Origin of the sequence: Pantoea sp. SOD02 (genome assembly GCF_024707505.1) — a bacterium.
GTDB lineage: Bacteria > Pseudomonadota > Gammaproteobacteria > Enterobacterales > Enterobacteriaceae > Pantoea > Pantoea symbiotica.
This window is the reverse complement of sequence record NZ_CP102605.1, coordinates 385,141-408,413: the sequence shown is the minus strand read 5'-3', so window position 1 is coordinate 408,413 and position 23,273 is coordinate 385,141. Positions and strand designations below refer to the sequence as shown.

Genomic DNA, 23,273 nt, shown 5'->3' with positions numbered 1-23,273 from the left:
CTCAATTTGGCGTTAACGCACTACTTCCCTTGCTCAGACGCGCACTGTGCGGGGTCAAATACCGTTTTCCAGTCCTGCTTCATATCGACAACCGCCCAGCCATTTTTGGGGGCTAATTTGAGTCCGTTAACCAGTTTTCCGCTGGCGGAAGGATGTGCATCGTAAGCGTATTCCCGCGCCCCATCGGTGTGATGAACCAGCAAACCAAAGGTTTTATAGGCGGGATTCGCGGAGGTGTATTGCAGCATCGGCACATCGCCATCGCTGTTACCGAAAGCGCCAACCGGACGTCGTCCCATAAACAGATGGATAGCGACCGGCTTCATCGCTTCGTCATCATAAAAAGCCCCGTTCAGCGTTTTGCGCAGTTGCGTGCCGTTGTCCGTGAGCGAAAACTCACTGAGTGAAAATGAACCGACCACCTGTTCCGGCGGAATGCCATACATCTTCTCCGCCAGCACGCGCATAAAATCAATGCCGCCGCCGGAGATAATCCAGGTTTTAAAGCCGTTGGCGCGCAGATAATCCAGCAGTTGGCGCATCGGCTGATAACCCAACTGATCGTAACGACAGCCGAAACGTGCATGACGATGGGTTTCAACCCAATGGCTGACGCGCTGGGCAAAATCATCGGTAGTCATGCCGCTGTGGGTTAGCGTCATCAGCTGGATCAGCCCTTTCTTGCCCGCCTGCATCACGGTTTTCATGTCGTTGTTGATCACCGCTTGCACTAACGCATCGTTTTTCCATTCAGGATGCTCGGGTGCAAGGCGCTTTATTTCATCCAGCACAAACTGTAATTGAAAGGTCAGCGGCGCTTCAGGCCACAGCGTGCCGTCGTTATCAAACACCACAAACCGTTGATCAACGGGAATGAAATCCTTGCCACCCGCTTGCGTGGCGCCCTTTACCCAACTTTCAATCGCCTGCTTTGATTGACCCTCATTCCAGCTACTCAGCGGATCCTCAGCAGCTATAGCCGACCCGCAATGAATTGCAATTAACAGAGCAAATATGGCGTGTTTCATCATCTTTTCCTTTTGGTCGGCGTGAGATCGGGCAGCGAGACGATGCGCCAGTATTCACGTGTGCGTTGATACAGACGTTGCAGGCTATGAAGAAGAGAGCGCCGGAAAAACAGCGCCAACAGCAGCATGAGTAAAACCACCGCCGCGCCGGTTAGCAGCGGTTTCCAGCTGGTCGGCGCTCGCGCCTTGAGCGCTTGTTCGCTGCCAGCAGGACGCGCCGCAGCAATGCTGTAGTGCGCGCCCGATAACTCGGCAATCTGCCACTGCTGCTGGCGCGTATCCCACCAGCGCAAACGCAGCGGTGGGATGATGAGCTCGCCAGGTTGAGCAGGCAGATACCGCAAACTCTCGACGCGTTGTGCGCCGACGATCTCATCTCTGCCGCTGGTCAGGTCGCTATTCTGCGGCGGCAATTGCTGGCTGGCGGATCCGGGAATGGCGTACAGCAGCTGTGGGATTTGTGCGGCAATCACCTCGTTCGCTCGCAACGTCACCACGCGTTCAATCACATCACCCACATGCAGTTGCCCATCGTCCGCCGCGCGATACAGTTGCCATTTTTGCGTCAGTTGCAGGCTGCGGGCGGGTAAAAAGCGATCGGGCTGCTGAACGTCAGCGGGCCAGGTAACAGCTTTCTCCAGCACCGGCAGCGAGACGGTTTTCGGCGGCTGATTAGCAGAACGCATCACCACATCCACGGCGGGAAAGCGTAAGGTGCCTTGATCCCACGTCAGGATCTGCCGCTCCATGCGGATACCGCTCCAGCTGATGCCCGCACTATTGCGCGTCAGCAACTGATTCGGCAACGGAGTGCTAAGCAGGTTGCCATTCTCTATCACCATCTCTGGCCATTGTGGCGGCGGATTAAACCAGCTGTCGGTCCAGAAAGTGACGGCGATAGTTACCGGCTGTCCCGGCACCAACTTTTCCGCTGCCACCAGTTCACGCGTCATGGTCATTTCAGCGTGTGCGACAAGGCTGAACAGCCACAACAGACAAACGAGCAATCTCTTCATGGTGCCTCCGCCGGCGCTGAGTGATAGAGATTTTCCAGCAAACCACCGGGTGAAAGCGTGAGGTTGTTGTACCACTGTTCAGCCGAGGGCGCGGCAGCGGCGACAGGTTTTAAATCCAATTGATTGACGCCCTGCTCGCGTTTGAGATCGTGCTTGATCGCATCGGGATCTTCATCTTTTTGTTCATGCTGATCGGCCTGACGATCGCGCTCTTTCTGCCGCAGTTGCATGATGATGTGCGCAATCTTCGCCCGATTTTGCTGCGCCATATTCCAATCTGGTTTCAGGCTGAGCGCCTGATCGTAACTGTTTAGCGCCTGCTGCCAGGATTTCTGTTGCGCATAACAGTTGCCGATCCACAACAAGCTTTCCGCTGTTGCAGCGGCTTGCTGGAAAGCGCCCAGCGCCGCAACATAATCTTCCGCATAGTACAAGGCGATACCGCGTCGTAACGGATCCTGAAAATGCTGGGCGGCCGCGTGATAGTCCCCGCGCTTAAACGCCAATTGTCCCTGCACATCCGGGCGGACCCAGGCATCCAGCAGCGATGCGGAGCTATCCGGTGAATAGAGGATCAGCGGCAAGGTGAACACCAGCAGACACAGCAGTTGTTGCCGCCATACCAGCAGCAGGATCAACATCGGTATAACCAACAAATAACCGCTGTTTTTCCATTGCAGATCCGTGCGACTATTCTGCTGTGCCGTCACGCTTTGCTGAATATTGTGGCGCACCACATCTAGATCATCATCCTCAGCGGACACCAGCGTCACCGGCATCCCGGCATCACGTGCCTGCTCAAACGGCGTCACGTTAAGTCGGGTATCAATGCCTTGCGCGGCAAATTCATCCGGTAACTTGCCACCGTTGGCGGTGCCAGGCACCCAGATTTGCAACGGTAAATCCTGTTGTTGCAGCCAGTTTACTTCCTGGGATGTCAGATGATCGGCGACGAGGATGATGGCGCGCGGCGCATCCGCAGCCTGCGGCAAATTTTTCTGCGCCAGTGCAACCGCGCGTGCTAATCCCGAACCCTGCGCCTGCGGCACCAATGTCGGTTGCTGCGCCTGCAAAAACAGCGTGAAAAAGTCAGCATCGCTGGTCAGTGGCGTGGTGAGCCATGCATTGGCACTATAAACCACCAAACCAAAATGGCTGCCGGGCATCTGTGACATCAGCGCGGCAATTTTTTGCTGCATACGTTGATGCCGATTCGGCGGCAGATCCTGCGCCAGCATGCTGATGTCCTGCTGCAAAATCACCATCACGTTGTTTTCGGGCGTGAACGCTGCAGGCAAATCACGTTGCCAACTCGGCGCAGCCAGCGCCAGCACGCCAAAGCCGATGAGCCACGGCAACACGTTCCGCGCACGCAGGCGCTGCCCTTTTATTAACGCCGCCGCAAAGGGCTTTTCCATGATGCGATGCCAGCCGCTGGCGGAACGTTGGGAGAGAAAGTAAAGCAGCGGGCAAAGCAGTAAACCCAGTAAGCGCCAGGGATAGAGGAAGTGGAAATCGCTCATACGCGTCGCCTCGCAAGCGTGCTGATGCTCACAAACAGCAGCAACAACAGAAGCGCCAGAGATAATGGCCAGGCAAACAGCGGACGATGCCATGATAATCCCAGCGTTTTCACCTGCTCCGGCGTCTGGGCATCAATTTGCTGCCATACCTGCGCCAATGCATCGCGGTGCGTGGCGGCTTGCCAGGCGTGGCCGCCGGTGATCGCGGCAATGTCAGTCAACAAGCCGGTATCCACTTTGTCTTCCTCACTGCTGTTCTCATCACCAAAGGCAATGGTATGCACCATCACGTGATGTGCGGCCGCAAGCTGTGCCGCGACTTTCGGGTCAAGTTTCGAAGCGGTGTCATTACCATCCGTCAGCAGAATCGCCATTTTGGCCGCATCCATTTCCAGGCTGTTATCCAGCAGTTTTACCGCCACGCCCAGCGCATCGCCAATCGCAGTTTGCTGGCCAATCATGCCTGGCGCCAGCTGATCAATGCGCGACTGCAGCGCCCGTTTGTCCTCACTGATCGGCGCAAAAGGCCACGCCTGACTGGCGAAAATCACCAGTCCGATGCGATCATTTTTGCGCTGGCTAATGAAAGTGCGCACCGTTTGTTGCACCGCCTGCAATCGGGTTTGTTCATTCTGGCCGCTGCCCTTTTCCATCGAGCCCGACACATCAAGGATCAGCACGATGTTGCGCATCGGTTTGATCAGGGTTTTCGGTGGCAGCAGATATTCTGGCCGCGCCAGCGCGCTAACCAGCAAGATCCACAGCGTCCAGAACAGCAATCGTGCCCCCCAACTCGGCTTCGGCGCTGCCAGATTCAGCTGCAGCGCTTCCGCAAGCTGAGGTAAAAAAGGCACCCGAACCTGTTCACTCTCCTGCGGCTGCGGGGTGATTAAAAAACGCATGAGCAACGGCACAAACAGCAGCACGCCTGCCCACGGCCAGGCGAAATCAAGGCGAGAGAACCATTCAGACATCAGGCAGATTCTCCAGCCAACGGCGCATTTGCCGGGCGACGCGCTGATAAGTCTCCACCTCCAGCTGGTTGTCCGGCTGGCAATAGCGCTGGCACATCAGGAGGCGCAACTCATCATCCAGCGTGGTTTGCGCCAAAAGCTGTTGCGGCGTTTGCCACTGGCTGACTTCCGCACGCGAGTGCTGCACCAAAAGCACCTGTTTCACCCATCTCATCCAGTCATCAACTTGCTGCTGACCCAGCTGTTGACGCGCCTCGCGACGCCAGCGATTGCGGCGATAGCGCGCCAGCACGTGCAATAGATAGATGACAACGGCCAGCAACAGCAGCACGCCCAATACCATCCAGCCCGGCGGCAACGGAAACCAGGAGACATCGGCTGGCAGTGCGGGATGCGCCAGTTCTGGGATGCTAAAACCTTTTGCCAGCATGTGCGTCCTCCTGCTGGAGCTGCGGCAGAACGGGCAAACCGCTGACGATGGTTTTTACCGTCACGCCAACACGTTGCAAACGACGCTGCTGCAGTGATAGGCGCTCGGTAACGCGTTGATTAATGCGATCACTGAGCGTTGCCGACAGCGGTATCACGCTGCTAACCTGCTGGTAATAGGCGCTAAGCTGCCCCTGCGCAGGCAGGCGGCGATGAACATCATCCAACGTCACAAAGGCGGTGATTTCGCAGCGACGGTGCAGATGCGCCAGCACCGCATCGCAGTGCGCATCCAGATCGTGAAAGTCACTGATGATCCCCAGCCAACTGCCGGACGGCAGCAAGGTGACGATACGTTGCAACGCATCCGCTAAGCTGATTTTTGATGTGTGATCCTGCGCATAGTGCTCAGGCAGCAAGGCGTTCAGGCGCTGGATATCGTTGAGGATCGGCATCAGGTTGCGTTTCGGCGCGCGGCACGGATGCAGCGCCAGTTCATCATCGCCGAGCACCGCGCAGCCCAAACGGTCGCCGTCGTGCCAGCTGCGCCAGGCGAGCAGTGCGGCGGTGTAGCCTGCCGCCACCGATTTCATCTGGCAACGCGTCCCGAAATACATATCCAGACGTTGATCGACGAGGATAAACACGGGACGCTCGCGCTCTTCGTTGTACAGGCGAATCCACGGCGATCGCAGACGCGCCGTGGCTTTCCAGTCAATCAATCGCACGTCATCACCGGGTTGATAACGGCGCAGGCTGTCAAAATTCAGGCCTCGCCCTTGCTGGCGCGATACGCGCTCGCCGGTGAGCGCGCCGGGTGGAATTTGTCCGGGCGGATTATCGAGCCGTTGCGCATCCCCGGCCAGCGCCATCATGTCAGCCATTTCCAGCGTCAGCGGCGGCGACATCACGCCACCACTGCGCTAAGCAGCATTGAGATCGCCTGATCGGGCGTACAGTTATCGGCATTCGCCTGATAACTCAGCAACAAACGGTGACGCAGCACCGCCGGGGCGATACGTTGAATATCTTCTGGCAACACGGCATCCCGACCATCCAGCCACGCACAGGCGCGACCACAGCGATCCAGCGCCAGCGTGCCACGCGGGCTGATGCCAAGACTGATATAACTGGCAAAGGCTTCGCTAACCTGATCGGGATGGCGCGTCATCTCCACCAGATTAACAATGTATTGCTCAACTGTCGGAGCCACGTAAATGCTGGCGATTTCATGCCAGCACTCGGCAATATTCTGCTGGCTAATGCTCAATGACGTTGTTTCTGGAGCGCGGTTTTCCTGCTGATATTTCGCCTGCTGTTCTGCGCGGACCAGCTGCATCACCAACTGCTCATTCTCTTTCGATGGGTAATCGACAATCACCTTCATCAGAAAACGGTCCAATTGCGCTTCGGGTAACGGCCATGTGCCTTCCTGATCGACCGGGTTTTGTGTCGCCAGCACCATGAAAATGCCCGGCAGCGGCCAGGTTTTCCCTGCGACGGTGACGTGGCGCTCTTCCATCGCTTCCAAAAGCGCCGACTGCACGCGCGCCGACGCGCGGTTGATCTCATCGGCGAGGATAATGTTGCCGAATACCGGGCCAGGGCGAAAACGGAATTGGTCTTCTTCGCGTGTGGCATTTTGCTGATAGATTTCGCTGCCGGTAATGTCGGAAGGCAGCAGGTCGGGTGTGAACTGAATGCGGCGGAATTCGCCTTCGATGTGACGCGCCAGTTCCCGCACCGCACGCGTTTTCGCCAGCCCCGGCAAGCCTTCCAGCAGCACGTGACCGTCACACAGCAAGGCAACAATTAACATCCGTACCAGCTCCTGCTGTCCAATCACCTGCTGATTCATGCTGGCTTCCAGCGCCAGCAGCTTGTCACGGTTATTCATCATGCAGGTTCCACCGTCTTTCGTTGCAACAGCGTGGCGATGCCCACCAGAATCGGCTGCGCATAATCAAAGAATGCCTTGATGCCGGGACAGAGGTAATTCATGCCCAGTTCCCCTTCCTCGCTTCTGACAATGCGGTTTTTCGGGCATTCGCCATAGCAGAGTTTCAGATAGGGACAGCGTTTGCAGGCCGCTGGTAAAGTATCGCGCTTGCCTAAACCAAAGGCTTTTTGTCGTTCGGAAAAGGCCATGTGCGCCAGTTTGGTGCTCTGCACATTGCCTAACTTATATTCGGGATAGACGTAGTGATCGCAGGAGAAGATGTCGCCATTTTTCTCAATCGCCAGACCTTTGCCGCAAAACTCTGAGGTGATGCAAATCTGCGCTGGCATGCCCATGGTTTGCGCCACGGCGGTTTCAAACAGGTTGACCTGCACGCGACCCAAATCGTTGTTTACCCACTCTTCAAACACCGCAATCAGGAAGCGGCCCCAGTCATCCGGATCGACAGACCAATCGGTAACAATCGAATCGAGGTCGCCGGGACGCGCGCGGCGAGAACCGGTAACCGGAATGGTGTCGTCTTGCCAGAACTGCGGTGCGGTTTGTTTGAAATCCACCGGCTCAACGCAGGGATTGAACTGGATATAAGTGGCACCCAATTCGCGCGTCAGAAAACGGTAAACCTCAAGCGGGAAGCGGGCGTTGGTGCGGTTAACGGTGACTAAGGCATTGAATGGCACGCTATGGCGTTTCAGCGCCGCAACGCCCGCCATCACTTTCTCAAAAGTGGGCTTACCGCTGCGCGTCACGCGGTAGCGATCGTGCAGTTCCGCCGGGCCATCGATTGAAATGCCGACTAAAAAGTTGTGCTGACGCAGAAAGCGCGCCCAGTTGTCATTCAGCAGAATGCCGTTGGTCTGCAGATCGTTTTCAATCCGCTGACCTGGCTTCTGGTATTTCTTCTGCAGCACGACGATTTTTTCGAAATACTCCAACCCCATTAGCGTGGGCTCGCCTCCTTGCCATGAGAACACCACCTGTTCGCCATCCTGGCTGTCGATGTATTGCTTAATGAAGGTTTCGAGCACCTCATCGCTCATGCCGCTGTGACGATCCTGCTCCAGCAGCTGTTCTTTATGCAGGTAAAAACAGTAGTTGCAGTCGATATTGCAACGCGATCCGGTGGGTTTCGCCATCACGTGAAAACGGCGCGTGTAAGCCGGCCCTTTGCCACTGAATTTTTCCGCCGTAGGAAGAGGTTTAACCGGCAACGTTGTGCTGTATTTCATGAACGCCTCCTGAGTACCGGGTGAAGTATTTCACCCGGCATTGTGGTCAGAGCATCAATTGGTAGCCGGACTGCCTTCCTCAATGAGTTTCGACACATCAGAAACGGTGAATGAGCCCGGTTTCTGCCGTGGCGGAAACTCTTTAAAGCTTTGCAGCATTTCAGCGGCATATTTCTGCGCACCGCCGAGCAGGAACAGGCGATCATAGAACCAGTGGTTGTAATCCATGCCATCGGTGCCTTTTTCCAGTGGATCGATTTTCAGGTCGAAAATCAGAGGCACACGTAGTTTGACGAACGGATATTTCCACACATCCATCCCGGTATGTTCCTGGATCATGAAGTGAGCTTTCCAGCGCCCGTAACGCATCGCCAGCAGATCGCCGTCATCACTCCAGTAGAAGAACTCTTTACGCGGATCCTCCTGCGTTTTACCGGTGATGTAATCGAGCTGGTTATAACCATCAAGATGCACTTTGTAGTTCATGGCGCTGGTTTTATAGCCTTTCAGCAACTGCTGTTTGATATCCGGTACGCCCGCTGCTGCCACCAGCGTTGGGAACCAGTCATTACTGCCGACAATGTCGTTGACTAAGGTGCCAGGTTTGATATGTCCCGGCCATTTAATCATCGCCGGTACGCGGAAACCGCCTTCCCAGCCGGTGTTTTTCTCACCGCGGAACGGCGTGATACCGGCATCCGGCCAGGTCGCCGTCATTGGCCCGTTATCGGTGGTGTAAACCACAATGGTGTTGTCTTCGATGCCGAGATCTTTAATTTTCTTCAGCACTTCCCCGATAATTTTGTCATGTTCCACCATGCCATCGGCGTAGTCCCCCAATCCGGTCACGCCTTTATCGGCCGGTTTAATATGGGTTTTGTTGTGCATGCGCGTGGTGTTGTACCAGGTGAAGAATGGCTTGTTGGCTTTGACCTGCCGCTCCATGAAGTCGTTGTTAGCTGCCAACGTCTCTTCATCCACGGTTTCCATGCGTTTGATGTTGAGTGGACCGGTATCCTCAATTTTCCCGTCAGCAGTGGATTTGATTACGCCGCGCGGGCCGAACTGTTTCTTGTACTCCGGATCTTGTGGGTAATCCGGGTTCTCCGGTTCCTCTTCGGCATTCAGGTGATAGAGGTTGCCCATGAATTCGTCAAAGCCATGTGCGGTAGGCAGAAACTCATTGCGGTCGCCCAGATGGTTTTTACCAAACTGGCCGGTGGCATAACCGAGTTGCTTGAGGATATTGGCAATGGTGGGATCTTCTTTCTGCAATCCTTGCGGTGCGCCCGGCATGCCCACCTTGCTCATCCCGGTACGGAACGGCATCTGCCCGGTTATGAAGGAGGAACGACCGGCAGTAGAACTCTGCTCCGCGTAATAGGAGGTGAACTTCGCGCCTTCGGCAGCGATGCTGTCGATATTCGGCGTTTGATAACCCAACATGCCCTGATTGTACGTACTGAGATTCCAGTAACCGATATCATCGCCGAAGATGACCACAATATTGGGCTTGCCCTTGTTTTGCTCGGGCGCGGTAGAGGGTTGATTGCTGTCCGGCGCGGCTTGTGCACTGAATGAGCAGCAAGCGACAGAGAGCATTGAGGCTAACATCGTTTTGCAAAAAGGCATTCGAGACATTTTGCACTCCACTAAATGGTAGGCCCTTGAACGGCAAGACGAATGTTGTCCGCCAGTAAATGATGCTTACATGCTCATGATCGGATCACCTCCTCGGTTACGGGTTAGAAATTGCGGTTGTAATTCAGGGAGAAAAAATAGAGTGAAGGATGCTGGTACTCGCCTTGCAATAAAGGTGAGGCAACGCGCGAGCTTTCGATGTAGGCATACTCAAACGCCGCACCGATGCTGCTTTCAGCATCAAGTTGATAACGCGCGCCTACGCCCCAACGCCAGGTATTACCGGAAGGCATGGTCAGCGAGGTATCGTTCTGATTGCGATAAAAGCTGCTGTCAAATGCCACACCGGTATTGAATGTCCAGTCGTCGGTGGGACGGAACTGCGTGCCCAGCGCCACATGCCAGGTGTCGCGCAGACGTTCATTGTCGCCCACGCGATTTTCACCCACCACAATCTGACTATTGCTGTAGGCACTCCAGTCTTGCCAGCCGAGGTCGCCCATTAACGCCCATTGACGGTTCAGATCGTGGTAAAGGCTGAACATCACCTGTTGGGGTGTATTAACGGTGGCTGCGATGGGTAAAGTGTAAGAAGGACTATTAGTGAGTTGGTCTAACTGCACGCTACCATTGATATCAAAGTGATATTTGGTTTCGCTGGTGTAGGTCAAGCCCGCGCGCGTCTCGGGGGTAAATTGATAGATGATGCCGAATTTACTGTTCAACGCCCAATCGTGGTCGGATTGCTCGTTTTCTCCGGTCGCCGTCTGACGTTTCAATTTCAGAAAGCCATAATTAATGCCCAGTCCGAAACCCATTGAAAGCGCATCATTGTATTTCCACGCGACGGATGGCATCAGCGTCATCGCGACTAACGTGCTGTCTTTAATAAGATTATCGCCGGCCCAATCGCCAAAGTGCAGGCCTAATCCATAATTGCCATAAAGACCAATGCCTGCACTTAATTGATCGGTAATCGGCTGGCTGTAGAAAGCACTGGCTCCAGGAAACCAGCCAATCACATTGCCGGGGCTGTTACCATTCAGCAGCGCATCATCATTCAAGCCATATTTTGCTCTGCCATAGAGCATCTGACCGCCAAGGCTCATGGTTTTGCCGGGTAGCAGCGTCATTCCCGCCGGATTGGTGAACAGGGTGGAGGCATCTTGCGCCCGCGCCGCCTGGCCCGCGCCGGCTAAACCTACATCATCAGTGGCTATTTCATACAAATACAAACCACTTGCTTGCGTAGACGCGGTTAAGCACAACAGCAACACCGGGGAATGGATTCTTTTCATATCCTCTCAGCGCCCTATTTGATTTCTGGACAACGCACGCTAGCAATCGCATGCGAATAACCGGGTTTATCCTTTTTATCAAAGGCTTTTGCCGCCAATAAAATCGGTGGGTGGTTATTTTTGTCGCTGAGAAATAGGTTGCGAATCTTTTCGTCGGATATGTGGTTATTGATATGACAATGTGCTCGCAGGCTTTGAATAATCTGCTGTTGTTTCAACGCAAAGGCAAGATCGTCATAGGGTGAAGCTGCATTCGTTGCGTTGCAAATAAGTAATAGCGCACCACAAGCGATGGCCCATTTTTGGCACATATCATCCCCTCCAGAGGTTGGTCAGATTTCATTCGCCCTGTGTCTGTAAACCGACAAAATGTGTCGGAAGCAAAAAAAATACAGCGAACTTTATGGCCAGCATGGTGAAATGGCATGAGTTGAATAAACATTTCGCTTTAAACAGTAGTTAACGCCTTAAACTTCACAAGCTTAAAGATATGGACGAACGTGCAATTTATTAATTTTTTGATTGGCTTCAAACTTTAGCCTTTCCTGCTACCAGATCAAATGAACCCATCTATCCTTATGATTAGTAGTGAAATAACTATTATTTTCCACACACAAAACGCATCCAAAATGAAACTTTATATGAAATAATAAAATTACGTTGGAACTGAAAAATCTTTGTCTTTAGGATTATCCTTACCAGACGTTTGATAAAATCCCGATTGAAAAGAAAAATCTATCCGACAACTGGATTTGCGTTTTTCTTTAACCATGCTAATTACTTTAATGCGCGTCGTAATTATCTGAAACATCTTCTCTTTTGAGGTTTTCACATGCTGATTATGGATGCAGGAAAAGTGAACAAAGATGTCATTCTCACCCGGACAGGCTGTATTTGGTTTCTTTGGCTCAATATCGCTTATTCACTTTACTTGTGTTTGCGCTATTTTTTCTATGATGATTTGGTGCCATCTCTGCCACCTATTTTTATTTTAAGTTTGTTGCTAATGCTGTTTTCTTGCTGGAATCTGCTACTCACCAGTCAATTGATTAAACAGCAACTTTATCTGACTCGTGCCGTATTGATGTTGTGTGCAGTTATTTATGGCGTGATTTGGGCGTTAATTTTGCATCAATTATATCGCGCCACACATGACATCGAGTGGGTGATGGTGATCTCCTTATTGGTGCTGTTTCCAGCTGTCATTGCCTTTCATCTTTCACTTAACGTGATTGCAGCCTTTGTACTGCCGATAATATTGACACTGTTTATCAACATTGCCGTGTTAAATCCTCTACATGTTCTCTTCCACCTGGTTGCTTATACGCTAGCCCTTGGTGTGGTGCTTTCCTGTCGAAACGTGATGATGGAATGGGTTCGTAAAGCCGAAGCCATTGAACAGCAAAACGCACGGTTAATTCAAAAACTGACCCGCCTTGTCGATCACGATCCGCTTACCGGCTTAGCCAATAAACGCTATTTGCGCGAATACTTTCACGCGCGGACTGCGCAAATTGCCGCAGAATCGCAGGTTTATCTCATCATGATCGATGTTGACCATTTCAAACGCTATAACGATGTGTATGGCCATCTCAAAGGTGATGAATGTCTGGTAAAAGTGGCCCGCTGCATCAGCGATTCGGTAAGAAATGAAAGCGATCTTGCCGTGCGTTTCGGCGGTGAAGAGTTTGCCGTCTTGCTGCTCAATGCCACGCCAGAGATCGCATCACAAGTGTGCGAACGAATTAAAACCACGCTGGAAAAGCGCGCTATTCCTCATGAGAGTTCTGATACCGCTGAATGGGTAACGCTCAGTCAGGGCGCAGCTCGCTGGCAGCCAGGGATGTCACTCGATAGCCTGATTACCGCAGCCGATCAGCAGCTGTATTGGTCGAAGAATCACGGTAGAAACCAATTCTCGTTTTATTCCTCTTGAAAGCCTCATGGCGGTGCACGCTGCACCGCGCTAATGCAACGCCATCCTTGTAGACGGCAAAAAGCCTGCTTTTGCCGCGGTTTGTAACCTGGCACGCAGCTTGCTTGCAACTGATTACCGCATCCTGCACAGCAGGAACAGGCGCCGTAGTCTGGTAAGCGGTTTGTGGCTGCATGTCACTCCAATACATCGAATTCAGGCGAAGAAGCCCCACCGGCAATGCTGTCGGCGGGGCTTTTTTATTTGGAGTAAAACTATGAGCAAGTTGAAAACGTGGTTTCAGGGACCGCAGGACATTACCGAAGCGGAAGCGGTAGAAGATTACGCCGTGGGTCGTGTGCCCACCCATTATCGCTGGCCGATTCCCGCCATCATTCTGGTGCTGTTAGGTAACTCGACGGCGATGTTCTGGTTCAGCCTGGGCGCGGATATGAGTTATCAGGTCGGCTGGCCGCTGCTGCTGTTGCCTATTGGCTATATGGTGCTGTTCGCTACGCTGATTGGCTCGTGCATCATGAAGATGGCGAGTAAAGAAGGTTTGTCGCTTAACCTAATGACGCGCGGTCTGGGCTTTGGCTACATGGGTTCAGCGTTCACCTCGCTGATCTACGCCATCAACTTTATCTTCTACTTCCTTTTCGAAGGCACCATTGTGTCGCACGCCATCGCCAACTACGCGGGCGTGCCGGTGAATTCGGTGGCGGGCATCGCGATATTTGCGCTGATGGGGCTGGCGGCCATCTGGTTTGTCTGGAAAGGCATGTCGTCGATGCAGTTCCTGCAAACCTGGGGCGTGCCGATCTTTATCCTGCTGTTTGGCTTCTGCATCTGGCAGCTGACCCATCACTATCCTTCGGTCGGCTTCAGCGGCTGGCAGCCAAAAGGTGAAGTGGACAGCAACGCGCTGTGGCTGGTGATGAACATGGCGAACGGGCAGATTGTGTTTCAGGGCTTGATGGCGACCGATTATGGCCGCTTCGCACGCCCCAATATCAGTCACAAAGGCACCGCTACCATTATGCTCGGCATGCTGTTGCCGATTGTGGTGGTGATGCTGTTCGGTGCCTTTATGGCCTACACGCTGATGCCGCATATTGAGGGCGCCGACGTCTGGTCACTGGCGCTCGATCCTGGTTTTGTCTTCCCATTGATCATCGGCCTCACCGGCGTATTGTTCGCGGTGATCACGCAAATTCGCATCAACGTGCTGAACCTCTATTCCGGCTCGATTGCGCTGTCTAACACCATGGACATGGCGTTCAACTATCGCCCTGGCCGCCAATGGTGGATGCTGCTGGTGTGGCTGCTCGGCGTGGTGTTCTACGTCTGCAACATCTTGCAGTACACCGGCACTTTCCTGTCGATCACCGGCATTCTCACCAATACCTGGGTCTTCATTATTCTTGCCGACTACTTCGTGTGCCGCAAAGTGCTGCATCTCGCGCCGTCCGATTTCGTCGAGTTCCGCAAAGAGTATCTGCGGATGTGGAACCCTTCTGGCGTGATTGCGCTGTGCGTGGCGGTCGCCATCGGTGCGGCGGGCGTGTTGGGTGCGTATCCGATGGTCTACGCCTCGTTTATCGCCATGCTGGTTGGCCCGGTACTGCATGTTGCCATTAGCGCTGCGACGCGAGGCCGCTACTACTTCAAAACCTTCCCGCAAGATATGCAGACCAGCTGGAAACCGTCCGACGCCTATCAAGGCCCGAAACCGGCTTTCAACCCGCAGCTGAGCAAGGAGGCTGAATAATGAGTATCAAAGTCGCAACCATCCAGTTTGAGCCGACGCTGTTTCGCAAAGAAGAGAACGTTGCTCGCCTGCTGGCGCTTGCCAGCCAGGCCGCGCGCGACGGCGCACGCCTGATTGTGATGCCGGAGATGGCCACCACCGGCTATTGCTGGCAGGATCGCGCCGAAGTCGCGCCCTTTGTGGAAACCGCCGACGGCCCAACCAGCCAGGCGTTTTCCGCCCTAGCACGCGAGTTCAACTGCTATCTGGTGTTTGGCATGCCGGAACGTGACGCGGTCACCGATATCTACTACAACAGCGCGCTGTTAGTCGGCCCACAAGGGCTGATTGGTGTACATCGCAAAACCCATCCTTATATCTCGGAGCCAAAATGGGCGGCCAATGGCGATGCCGGCCATCAGGTATTCAAAACCGAGATTGGCAATATCGCCTTGCTGATTTGTATGGATATTCACTTTATTGAAACCGCGCGATTAGCTGCGGTGGGCGGCACGCAGATTATCTGCCACATCAGCAACTGGCTGGCTGAACGCACGCCTGCGCCTTACTGGCTGACGCGCGGCTGGGAAAATGGCTGCGCGTTAATCGAAAGTAATCGTTGGGGTTGGGAGCGCGGCGTGCAGTTCAGCGGCGGCAGCTGTATCACCGATAGCCAGGGCCAGCTGCTGGCAAACTGTGATAGCGGCGATCAGGTACTGAGCGCCGAACTGACATTGCCGCTGGAAAATCCTGCGCTGAAAAAACGCCGACCTGAACTGTATCAGCGCCTGATGACCAACACCTTTATGTGGAATCCGCAGGAGTTCTTTGGCTTGTACGGCACCGATCCGCTGCCGCCCGCTAAAGATTCAAACATCGCCGTGGCGCAGTTCCGTCCAGAGAACGATGTGAACGCCAATCTGCAGCAAATTCGCGATTGGGCCGAGCAGGCTAAGGCGCGTGGCGTGGAATTGCTGGTGCTGCCAGAACGCGCGTTGACCGGCTACGCCGGTAAAATGAACGCGTTGACGCTGGATGATGCGCCGATTCAGGCGGTGATCAGGCTGGCGATGGAGCTGGATATCGCGCTGTTAGTGGGTTTTGCCGAGCACGACGGCACGCATTTCTTTAACAGTTGTTTGCTGGCGAGCAGTGCCGGACTAAGTGCGCATTATCGCCAGATTCACCTCAGCGAAGCTGACCAGCAATGGGCCAGCGCCGGGGATAAATGGGTAACCTGCGATCTGCCCTGCGGGCGTGTCGGTTTGCTGCTGGGAGAAGATCTGCTGGTGCCGGAAGCGGCGCGTATTCTGGCGCTGGAAGGTTGCGATATTATCGCCTGCCCGGCAGCGCTGGATACGCCTGCGCCGCTGGCGCATCAAGGCACCGCCATTCCGCATGTCTGGCCGATTCCGCGCGGTGCCGATCCTTATCACTGGCTACTGCCGCGCGTGCGTGCCGGAGAAAACAATGTCTGGCTGGCGTTTGCCAACTGGCCTGAAGCGGCCGGTGAAAGTTTTGGTATCAGCGGCGTATTTGGCCCGGATACATTTGCCTTTCCGCGTCAGGAGAGCAAAGTGCTGAGCAACAACGGGTTGGCGCAATTAGCCATCACCACCGGCTCGCCAGATACAACTTATCCGAATCATGTGGTAAGACGTAAAGATCTGGTGCTGCTGCGTCAGCCACATTTTTATGTCCCGTTAGTGGCGCGTTCGAATTAAACCAGGTGCGCATGAATGCGCACCCTACGAAAACCTGTAGGGTCGCCATTCATGGCGACCGTTTCACCACCCGCACTATTTCCCACGGAGTCATTTATGCCCACATCACCCAGCAAGAACGTCATCCCGGTTGGCATTCTCTATTCGGTTTCCGGCGATTACGCGGTGATTGGCCGTGAAATGCTCAACGGCATTCTGTTGGCGATTGAAGAGATCAACGCCAACCCAAACTATGACTTTACCCTCGCGCCAGTGGTGCGCGATCCCGGTGGATCGCTGGATAAATACCACCAATATTGCCACGACCTGCTGCATCGCCACGGCGTGCGCCATCTCATCGGCTGCTACACCTCAGCAGCGCGCAAAACCATTCTGCCATTGGTAGAAGCGGCCAACGCCCTATTGTGGCATCCGGCGCGCTATGAAGGTTTCGAAAGCAGCAACAGCGTAATTTATCTCGGTGCCACGCCCAACCAGCATGTGATTCCCCTGCTGCGCTGGCTGCTGCAGGAGCACGATGCCGAGATTTACCACGTAGGTTCCAACTATGTGTGGTCGTGGGAGATGGATCGCATCACGCGTGAAGCGGTGACGGCAGCGGGCGGCAGCGTGGTGGAAAGCAAACTGCTGCCGCTCGGCGAGGAAGATGTCAGTGAGCTGATCGCCGATATCATCGCGCGGCGACCGAAAGTGATCCTCAACACCATGGTCGGCAAAAGTGCCTACAGCTTTTATCGCGCATGGCATCAGGCCAGCCAACATCAGCCGTGGCTCACTCAGCCGCTGAAACTGAGCATGACGCTGTGCGAACCCGAAGTGCAGTTAATTGGCGCTGCGGCGCTGGAAGGTTATCTGGTTTCAGCCAGCTGGTTCCAGTCGATCGACAACGCCGCCAACCGCGATTTTTTGCGCTGCTATCGTCAGCGTTTTGGCGATCAGGTTTCGCCGTCCGTCGATAGCCAAAGCGCGTGGCTGGCGGGCCATTTGCTGGCGCGTGCGATTGCGCGGCATGGCAACGCCGAAGTCGACGGCGTGCGCCAGGCGGTGTTACTGGATGAGATGGATTCGCCCGCCGGACCGATTCGCATCGATGCCGACAACAATCACTGCTGGCTGACGCCGCATCTGGCGCGCTGCCATGCAGGTAAGCTGGAAAGTTTCTGGCAGGCCGACGCCCCGGTGAAGCCCGATCCCTGGCTGGCATGGACCGACCTCGACCATCTTGGCAAGGGTGGAGAACACGCATGAGTCGAAAAAACGTGCAGATGCGCGGACTGAAGGTGTGCGTGATTGGCTGCTCAGAGCGCGATAATCAACATCTGGCGCAGCAGTTTACGCGCATGGGCATTCTGGGTGAATTTTGCGCTGAGTTCCCCAACGAAAGCGCCTTGGCGCAGCAGCAGTTGCTGGTGTTTGATGGCGACAATCCGGCGCTGTTTCATCCCACAGATAAATTGCCGTGGCCCGCGCTGCCCAAGGTGGTGCTCACCGCGATGGAAACACCGTCGCGTCTGCAGTGGATCACCGAGCAAAAGATAGACAGCTATATGCGCAAACCGGTGCGCTTTGATGGCGTGATGACCGCTTTTACCCTCGCGCTCGACAGCGCGGCGCGTATCAATCATTTGGAAGCCCAATTGAAGCGTCAGGAAGAGCGCCTGCGCGCGCGCAAGTTTCTGTTTTCCGCTCAGCTACGCGTGATGCGCGAATTGCAGCTGGAGGAAGATGATGCCTACAACCTGTTGCGCCGCGCCGCGATGGCGCAGCATATGACGATTGAAAATCTGAGTTGTGAGCTGTTGAACGATAGTCAGCCGTGGTTGAATCTGTTGAAAGCCGTTGCAGCTATCCCGCCAGCGTCAAATTGAATCCGGTCACCATAAATGGCGACCCTACATGACAGCGTGCGCATTCAACTCACGCACATAATCCAGAAACGCCTGCAGCGGTGCCGGAATCAACCGGCGATCGTTGTAATAGAGCCACAGGCCGGAAAAGCTTTGCCACCAATCCGGCAGAATCGGTTGTAGGTTGCCCTCACTCAGCGGCGTTTTGATCCAATCCTCGAAAAGATAAACCACGCCGCAGCCAGCAATCGCGGCTTCCACCGTGAGATCCATCGCCGCGCCGATACTGCAAATCAGCGGCCCTTTTGGCTGTAAACGCACGGTTTCCTCGCCGCAGGTGAATTCCCATTCGGCAATCACGCCTGTCGCATAGCGTCCGTGTAAACAGCGATGCTGTACCAGGTCGCGCGGATGTTGCGGCGTGCCGAACTGCGCCAGATAAGCGGGAGATGCCGCTAACGCAAAGCGCTGGGTGCGCGGACCAATCGGCAGCGCCACCATATCCTGCTCCAGATGATCATCGTAACGAATGCCGGCATCACAGCTATCGCGGAACACATCCTGCACATTACTTTCCGCCACCACTTCCAGCTGGATATCGGGATAGCGCTGCAGAAATCCCGGCACAATCGCTGGTAACACGATGCGCGCGGCGCTCACCGGCACGTTTAAGCGCAAGGTGCCGCCCGGCGTATCGCGGAACGTATTCAGTGCATCCAGCGCCGCATCCACTTCATTCATCGCCGGAAGCAAGCGCGACATCAGCGCCCTGCCAGCTTCGGTCAACGCCACGGTGCGCGTGGTGCGATTAAACAGCCGCACGCCGAGCTGCTCTTCGGCGCGCCGCACCGCATCACTTAAGCGCGACGGATTGCTACCGGTGATGCGCGCCGCCTCACGAAAACCACCCGCTTTTGCCACCGCCACCACCGCGTGCAGCAATGCGATATCCAATGCCATTGTTCGCCACCTCGTACAGTGTGTCCCGATTTGTACGGATAGTTGCACAGCACTTTGGCGATTACAATCTAACCACACACTGACGAAGGAGCTTTCCATGTCTCATCCCGCATTGACTTACACCCTTGGCGATCGCCAGGTCGCACGACTCGGTTACGGTGCCATGCAGTTAGCCGGTCCCGGCGTGTTTGGTCCGCCAAAAGATGAAGCGCGCGCTTTGCAGGTGCTGCGCGATGCCGTCGCCGCAGGCGTGAATCACATTGATACCAGCGACTTTTATGGCCCGCACATTACCAATCAGCTGATCAAAAAAGCGTTACACCCTTACGCCGACGATCTGGTGATCGTCACCAAACTGGGCGCACGTCGTGACGAGAAAGGCGGCTGGTTACCGGCGTTCACGCCGGAAGCGCTGACGCAAGCGGTGGAAGATAATCTGCGCAATCTTGGGCTTGATGTGATGGAAGTGGTGAATCTGCGTTCGATGTTGGACGTGCATGGACCGAAGGAAGGTTCGCTGGAGCCGCAGGTTGAAGCGATGATTAAGCTGAAAGAGCGCGGGCTGATTCGTCATATTGGTCTGAGCAACGTTACCGCCAAACAGGTGGCCGATGCCCAGGCGATGACGCCGATCGCCTGCGTGCAGAACCTCTACAATCTGGCCAATCGCCAGGATGAGGCGCTGCTGGACCAACTGGCAGCGCAAGGTATTCCTTACGTGCCGTTCTTCCCACTCGGTGGTTTTTCACCGCTGCAATCGGATCAGCTGAGCGAGGTGGCAAATGAACTGGGCGCTACACCGTTGCAGGTGGCGCTGGCCTGGCTGCTGCAGCGTTCGCCTAATATTCTGCTGATTCCGGGCACCTCATCGCCGGAGCACCTGAAACAGAACCTGGCGAGTACTGAGGTGAAACTTACGCCTGAAATTGTGCAGCGTTTGGATGGTATTGGTCAGCCATAATTTACCAGGTCGCCATAAATGGCGACCCTACGAAGACGATGTGGCCGTTGTAGGGTCGCCATTTATGGCGACCTCCTTTCAAATAATCCCCATTATGGCGACCTCCACCTCAAATAATCCCCATCTCCGCCAAACACCCTTTCAAGGTACCAAACGCATCCTGACACTGCCGCTCATCGACGCAGGCAAAACCCAACAGCAAACCGCGCCGCTCCTGCGGATGCATATAATATTGCGACAGCGGCCGTACCTTCACGCCGCGTCGCAGCGCCAGGGCGGCGACTGCCACATCGTCGCAGCCGGTTGGCAAATTCATCACCAGATGTAATCCCGCCTCGTGATTTACCAACGGCAAAAAAGCAGCCCCTAAATAACGCTCAATCAGGCTAACCATAAAGCGCCGCCGCTGGCTGTAGAGCTTACGCATGCGGCGAATGTGCGACATGTAATGCCCTTTTTGAATGAACTCCGCCAGCGCGCGCTGCACCAGCAGATGACCGCCACGATACAGTTCCGCCGCCGCCACGCGCAGCGGCTGCGCCAGCGCTTTTGGCACCACCAAATAACCGAGGCGCAGCGCCGGATAGAGCGTCTTGCTAAAAGTGCCCATGTAGATCACTGGCGCATCCGGCTCAAAGCCTTGCAGAGACGGAAACGGCTGACCGGAGAAGCGAAACTCGCTGTCGTAATCATCTTCCACCAGCCAGGTTTTGTGTTTGCGCGCCAGATCGAGCAGTTGCTTGCGGCGTTCCAGGCTAAGATGCACGCCCAGCGGATATTGGTGTGACGGTGTCACGAAAATCATTTTCGGTGCGCGACTGCGCGGCGGCAAATCGGGAATTAATCCCTGCTCATCCACAGCAATGGCATTGATTTTCAGACCGTTAATGCGCAGCAGATTGCGCGTCCCCCAATAACCGGGCTCTTCGATCCACACCTGATCGCCAGGATCGCACAGCACGCGTGAAACCAAATCCACCGCCTGATGAATCCCTTCGGTGATGATGATTTGATCGGCATCGGCGCGCACCGAACGCGCCACGCTGAGGTACTCCGCCAGCGCGGCGCGCAGCTGCGGACAGCCACCGTTGCTGCTGTAAATCAACCGTTCGATATCCGGTTCACGGTTCAAACGCGCCTGAATCTGGCTGAAAAGTTTATGCGGAAACTGCGTGACATCCGGCGCGCCAGGCACAAAAGCGCCCCACTGATACGGCGACGCATTGGCATGGCCGAGCAGCGACGCGCCGCGTTTAGAAATCGCCGCCGGTTTCGCAGTTAACGGTTCGACAGTTGCCACATTGCGTGGCGTGTTCAGCGATCCTTCCGGTAAGTTTTCTGCAATCCAGGTGCCGCTGCCGGTGCGCGCCGTGACGTAGCCTTGCGCCATCAAATTCTCATACACGTTCAATACCGTATTACGTGACACCGACAGCTCGCGCGCCAAATCACGCGTAGCGGGCAAGCGCGTGGCACGCGGAAAAATACCTTCTGCGATAGCGGCTTGCATACAGCTCAGCAAACGCTGCTGCAATGTTCCTTCCGGCATAAACTGCATGCGCTCTAATACATGATCGGCGTACAAACTTCGCAATTGGCTCCCCTCTTTTCACTGAAAGTGGCTCTGGCAAGATAGCTCAGCGCAGGCATAAATAAGCGTGTTTGTCGTGATTTGTAAAGACGCTTATCGCTAAGGAAAGGTTATGGAAGGTAAAAACAGCCAGTTGCAGCAACGTAAAGATGATGCCCTGCCACGCGGCACCGGCAATCTTTGTCAATGGTATGTAGAGCACGCGGAGAACGCCACGCTACGCGATGGTGAAGGCAACAGCTGGATCGATTTCGCCGGCGGCATCGCGGTGCTGAACACCGGTCATCGCCATCCGCGCATCGTGCAAGCGATTGCCGATCAGTTAGAAAAATTTACCCATACCGCATTCCAGGTGACGCCGTATGAGAGCTACGTGGCGCTGGCTGAACGCCTCAATCGCGTGGTGCCAATTGCCGGTAAAGCTAAAACCGCTTTCTTCTCCACCGGCGCAGAAGCGGTCGAAAACGCGGTGAAAGTGGCGCGGGCGGCAACGCGCCGTCACGGCATCATCACCTTCGGCAACTCTTTCCACGGTCGAACTTTTATGACCATGGCGATGACCGGCAAAGTGGCACCTTACAAACGCGACTTCGGCCCGATGCCCGCGTCGGTATGGCATGCGCGCTATCCCAACAGCGTGACCGGCATCAGCGTTGATGATGCGCTATCCAGCTTGCAGGACATCTTCACTCAGGACATCGCGCCACAGGATGTTGCCGCTATCGTGCTGGAGCCGATTCAGGGCGAAGGCGGATTCCACGTCGCGCCGCCTGAATTCTTCAGCCGTCTGCGTGCGCTGGCCGATGAGCACGGCATTCTGCTGATTGCCGATGAAGTGCAAACCGGCTTTGCGCGCACCGGCAAGCTGTTTGCGATGGATCACTACGCGGTGAAACCGGATCTCATCACCATGGCGAAAAGCCTCGCGGGCGGCATGCCGTTATCGGCGGTCAGCGGCCGCGCCGAAATTATGGATGCGCCAGGTCCGGGTGGATTGGGCGGCACTTACGCCGGTAATCCGCTGGCGATTGCCTCGGCGCATGCGGTGCTGGACGTGATCGCCGACGAGAAGCTGTGTGAACGCTCTGCACAACTCGGCGCGCAGTTAACCGACTTCCTGCACAGCGCACGCAGCCAGTGTTCCTTCATCACCGATATTCGCGGCCTTGGTTCGATGATCGCGGTGGAATTTGCCAGCGCGCAAACCGCGCAAACTATCCAGCAACAGGCGATGGCGCGTGGGCTGCTGCTGCTCACCTGCGGCCCGCAGGGCAACGTCATCCGCTTCCTCTATCCGCTCACCATTCCTGATGCGCAGTTCAGTCAGGCGCTGGAGATCCTCAGCAGCGTGCTGAGTCAACACGCCGATTCGTAACACGCTACCCAGCTCGCGCGGCGGGCTGGGCTTCTCACCTGTTGTAACCCGG

The 23,273-nt window shown here is 55.2% G+C and carries 20 protein-coding genes; 7 read left to right on the top strand and 13 right to left on the bottom strand.

Annotation, left to right across the window (positions count from 1 at the left end; all coding sequences use genetic code 11):
* Positions 1-20: 20 nt before the first annotated feature.
* The 11 genes from NR302_RS21395 to NR302_RS21345 all read right to left on the bottom strand — a co-directional run bounded on the left by NR302_RS21395 (position 21) and on the right by NR302_RS21345 (position 11,409).
* Positions 21-1,028 (bottom strand): HAD family phosphatase, encoded by a 1,008-nt coding sequence (locus NR302_RS21395; protein WP_258145858.1) that lies wholly within the window; start codon positions 1,026-1,028, stop codon positions 21-23.
* The gene (locus tag NR302_RS21390; RefSeq protein ID WP_258145792.1) at positions 1,028-2,044 is read right to left on the bottom strand and encodes an oxygen tolerance domain protein; all 1,017 of its coding nucleotides are present in this window, start codon (positions 2,042-2,044) and stop codon (positions 1,028-1,030) included. The genes NR302_RS21395 and NR302_RS21390 overlap by 1 nt, the downstream gene beginning before the upstream one ends.
* Entirely contained in the window at positions 2,041-3,567 is a 1,527-nt protein-coding gene (locus NR302_RS21385) for a VWA domain-containing protein (protein ID WP_258145791.1), read from the bottom strand. The genes NR302_RS21390 and NR302_RS21385 overlap by 4 nt, the downstream gene beginning before the upstream one ends.
* Positions 3,564-4,541: a VWA domain-containing protein gene (locus NR302_RS21380; protein WP_258145790.1), complete on the bottom strand. Its 978-nt coding sequence runs from the start codon at positions 4,539-4,541 to the stop codon at positions 3,564-3,566. The genes NR302_RS21385 and NR302_RS21380 overlap by 4 nt, the downstream gene beginning before the upstream one ends.
* Positions 4,534-4,971 carry a DUF4381 family protein gene (locus tag NR302_RS21375; protein ID WP_258145789.1) on the bottom strand — a complete coding sequence of 146 codons (438 nt, stop codon included), beginning with the start codon at positions 4,969-4,971 and terminating at the stop codon, positions 4,534-4,536. Before NR302_RS21375 ends, NR302_RS21380 begins: the two co-directional genes overlap by 8 nt.
* The gene (locus NR302_RS21370) at positions 4,952-5,878 is read right to left on the bottom strand and encodes a DUF58 domain-containing protein (protein ID WP_258145788.1); all 927 of its coding nucleotides are present in this window, start codon (positions 5,876-5,878) and stop codon (positions 4,952-4,954) included. The genes NR302_RS21375 and NR302_RS21370 overlap by 20 nt, the downstream gene beginning before the upstream one ends.
* Entirely contained in the window at positions 5,878-6,867 is a 990-nt protein-coding gene (locus NR302_RS21365; protein WP_154191646.1) for a MoxR family ATPase, read from the bottom strand. Before NR302_RS21365 ends, NR302_RS21370 begins: the two co-directional genes overlap by 1 nt.
* Positions 6,867-8,159: an anaerobic sulfatase maturase gene (locus NR302_RS21360; protein ID WP_258145787.1), complete on the bottom strand. Its 1,293-nt coding sequence runs from the start codon at positions 8,157-8,159 to the stop codon at positions 6,867-6,869. Before NR302_RS21360 ends, NR302_RS21365 begins: the two co-directional genes overlap by 1 nt.
* A gap of 54 nt (positions 8,160-8,213) precedes the next feature.
* Entirely contained in the window at positions 8,214-9,800 is a 1,587-nt protein-coding gene (locus NR302_RS21355) for an arylsulfatase (protein WP_091004112.1), read from the bottom strand.
* Positions 9,801-9,904: 104 nt separating this feature from the next.
* Entirely contained in the window at positions 9,905-11,098 is a 1,194-nt protein-coding gene (locus NR302_RS21350; protein WP_258145786.1) for an OmpP1/FadL family transporter, read from the bottom strand.
* Between the two features lie 14 nt (positions 11,099-11,112).
* A complete protein-coding gene (locus tag NR302_RS21345) occupies positions 11,113-11,409 on the bottom strand; it encodes a YicS family protein (RefSeq protein WP_258145785.1) in 297 nt (98 codons plus the stop codon).
* Positions 11,410-11,930: 521 nt separating this feature from the next.
* On the opposite strand from NR302_RS21345, the gene NR302_RS21340 reads away from it, so the two are divergent.
* The 5 genes from NR302_RS21340 (at position 11,931) to NR302_RS21320 (ending at position 18,355) form a co-directional block, all read left to right on the top strand.
* Entirely contained in the window at positions 11,931-13,034 is a 1,104-nt protein-coding gene (locus NR302_RS21340; protein ID WP_258145784.1) for a GGDEF domain-containing protein, read from the top strand.
* 256 nt (positions 13,035-13,290) lie between these two features.
* Entirely contained in the window at positions 13,291-14,784 is a 1,494-nt protein-coding gene (locus tag NR302_RS21335; RefSeq protein ID WP_258145783.1) for a cytosine permease, read from the top strand.
* The gene (locus tag NR302_RS21330; RefSeq protein ID WP_258145782.1) at positions 14,784-16,487 is read left to right on the top strand and encodes a nitrilase-related carbon-nitrogen hydrolase; all 1,704 of its coding nucleotides are present in this window, start codon (positions 14,784-14,786) and stop codon (positions 16,485-16,487) included. Before NR302_RS21335 ends, NR302_RS21330 begins: the two co-directional genes overlap by 1 nt.
* Positions 16,488-16,583: 96 nt before the next feature.
* Positions 16,584-17,735 carry a transporter substrate-binding domain-containing protein gene (locus NR302_RS21325; protein WP_258145781.1) on the top strand — a complete coding sequence of 384 codons (1,152 nt, stop codon included), beginning with the start codon at positions 16,584-16,586 and terminating at the stop codon, positions 17,733-17,735.
* Entirely contained in the window at positions 17,732-18,355 is a 624-nt protein-coding gene (locus tag NR302_RS21320; protein WP_258145780.1) for an ANTAR domain-containing response regulator, read from the top strand. The genes NR302_RS21325 and NR302_RS21320 overlap by 4 nt, the downstream gene beginning before the upstream one ends.
* 24 nt (positions 18,356-18,379) lie before the next feature.
* On the opposite strand, the gene NR302_RS21315 is transcribed toward NR302_RS21320, so the two are convergent.
* Positions 18,380-19,294: a LysR family transcriptional regulator gene (locus NR302_RS21315; RefSeq protein ID WP_258145779.1), complete on the bottom strand. Its 915-nt coding sequence runs from the start codon at positions 19,292-19,294 to the stop codon at positions 18,380-18,382.
* Positions 19,295-19,391: 97 nt separating this feature from the next.
* On the opposite strand from NR302_RS21315, the gene NR302_RS21310 reads away from it, so the two are divergent.
* On the top strand, positions 19,392-20,255 hold the full coding sequence (locus NR302_RS21310) for an aldo/keto reductase family oxidoreductase (RefSeq protein WP_258145778.1): 864 nt from the start codon (positions 19,392-19,394) through the stop codon (positions 20,253-20,255).
* A 109-nt stretch (positions 20,256-20,364) separates the two neighbouring features.
* Here the strand turns inward: NR302_RS21310 and NR302_RS21305 are convergent, their stop codons facing one another.
* Positions 20,365-21,849 carry a PLP-dependent aminotransferase family protein gene (locus tag NR302_RS21305; protein ID WP_258145777.1) on the bottom strand — a complete coding sequence of 495 codons (1,485 nt, stop codon included), beginning with the start codon at positions 21,847-21,849 and terminating at the stop codon, positions 20,365-20,367.
* A 109-nt stretch (positions 21,850-21,958) separates the two neighbouring features.
* On the opposite strand from NR302_RS21305, the gene gabT reads away from it, so the two are divergent.
* Entirely contained in the window at positions 21,959-23,221 is a 1,263-nt protein-coding gene (gene gabT, locus NR302_RS21300) for a 4-aminobutyrate--2-oxoglutarate transaminase (protein WP_258145776.1), read from the top strand.
* Positions 23,222-23,273: the final 52 nt, after the last annotated feature.

Excerpts from the sequence above, each read along its gene's own strand:
- NR302_RS21320 (WP_258145780.1), top strand. The coding sequence starts at position 17,732 with ATGAGTCGAAAAAACGTGCAGATGCGCGGACTGAAGGTGTGCGTGATT.
- NR302_RS21395 (WP_258145858.1), bottom strand. The coding sequence starts at position 1,028 with ATGAAACACGCCATATTTGCTCTGTTAATTGCAATTCATTGCGGGTCG.
- NR302_RS21330 (WP_258145782.1), top strand. The coding sequence starts at position 14,784 with ATGAGTATCAAAGTCGCAACCATCCAGTTTGAGCCGACGCTGTTTCGC.
- NR302_RS21370 (WP_258145788.1), bottom strand. The coding sequence starts at position 5,878 with ATGTCGCCGCCGCTGACGCTGGAAATGGCTGACATGATGGCGCTGGCC.
- NR302_RS21325 (WP_258145781.1), top strand. The coding sequence starts at position 16,584 with ATGCCCACATCACCCAGCAAGAACGTCATCCCGGTTGGCATTCTCTAT.
- NR302_RS21315 (WP_258145779.1), bottom strand. The coding sequence starts at position 19,294 with ATGGCATTGGATATCGCATTGCTGCACGCGGTGGTGGCGGTGGCAAAA.
- NR302_RS21345 (WP_258145785.1), bottom strand. The coding sequence starts at position 11,409 with ATGTGCCAAAAATGGGCCATCGCTTGTGGTGCGCTATTACTTATTTGC.
- NR302_RS21335 (WP_258145783.1), top strand. The coding sequence starts at position 13,291 with ATGAGCAAGTTGAAAACGTGGTTTCAGGGACCGCAGGACATTACCGAA.
- NR302_RS21360 (WP_258145787.1), bottom strand. The coding sequence starts at position 8,159 with ATGAAATACAGCACAACGTTGCCGGTTAAACCTCTTCCTACGGCGGAA.
- NR302_RS21385 (WP_258145791.1), bottom strand. The coding sequence starts at position 3,567 with ATGAGCGATTTCCACTTCCTCTATCCCTGGCGCTTACTGGGTTTACTG.
- gabT (WP_258145776.1), top strand. The coding sequence starts at position 21,959 with ATGGAAGGTAAAAACAGCCAGTTGCAGCAACGTAAAGATGATGCCCTG.
- NR302_RS21355 (WP_091004112.1), bottom strand. The coding sequence starts at position 9,800 with ATGTCTCGAATGCCTTTTTGCAAAACGATGTTAGCCTCAATGCTCTCT.
- NR302_RS21390 (WP_258145792.1), bottom strand. The coding sequence starts at position 2,044 with ATGAAGAGATTGCTCGTTTGTCTGTTGTGGCTGTTCAGCCTTGTCGCA.
- NR302_RS21350 (WP_258145786.1), bottom strand. The coding sequence starts at position 11,098 with ATGAAAAGAATCCATTCCCCGGTGTTGCTGTTGTGCTTAACCGCGTCT.
- NR302_RS21310 (WP_258145778.1), top strand. The coding sequence starts at position 19,392 with ATGTCTCATCCCGCATTGACTTACACCCTTGGCGATCGCCAGGTCGCA.
- NR302_RS21340 (WP_258145784.1), top strand. The coding sequence starts at position 11,931 with ATGCTGATTATGGATGCAGGAAAAGTGAACAAAGATGTCATTCTCACC.
- NR302_RS21375 (WP_258145789.1), bottom strand. The coding sequence starts at position 4,971 with ATGCTGGCAAAAGGTTTTAGCATCCCAGAACTGGCGCATCCCGCACTG.
- NR302_RS21380 (WP_258145790.1), bottom strand. The coding sequence starts at position 4,541 with ATGTCTGAATGGTTCTCTCGCCTTGATTTCGCCTGGCCGTGGGCAGGC.
- NR302_RS21365 (WP_154191646.1), bottom strand. The coding sequence starts at position 6,867 with ATGAATAACCGTGACAAGCTGCTGGCGCTGGAAGCCAGCATGAATCAG.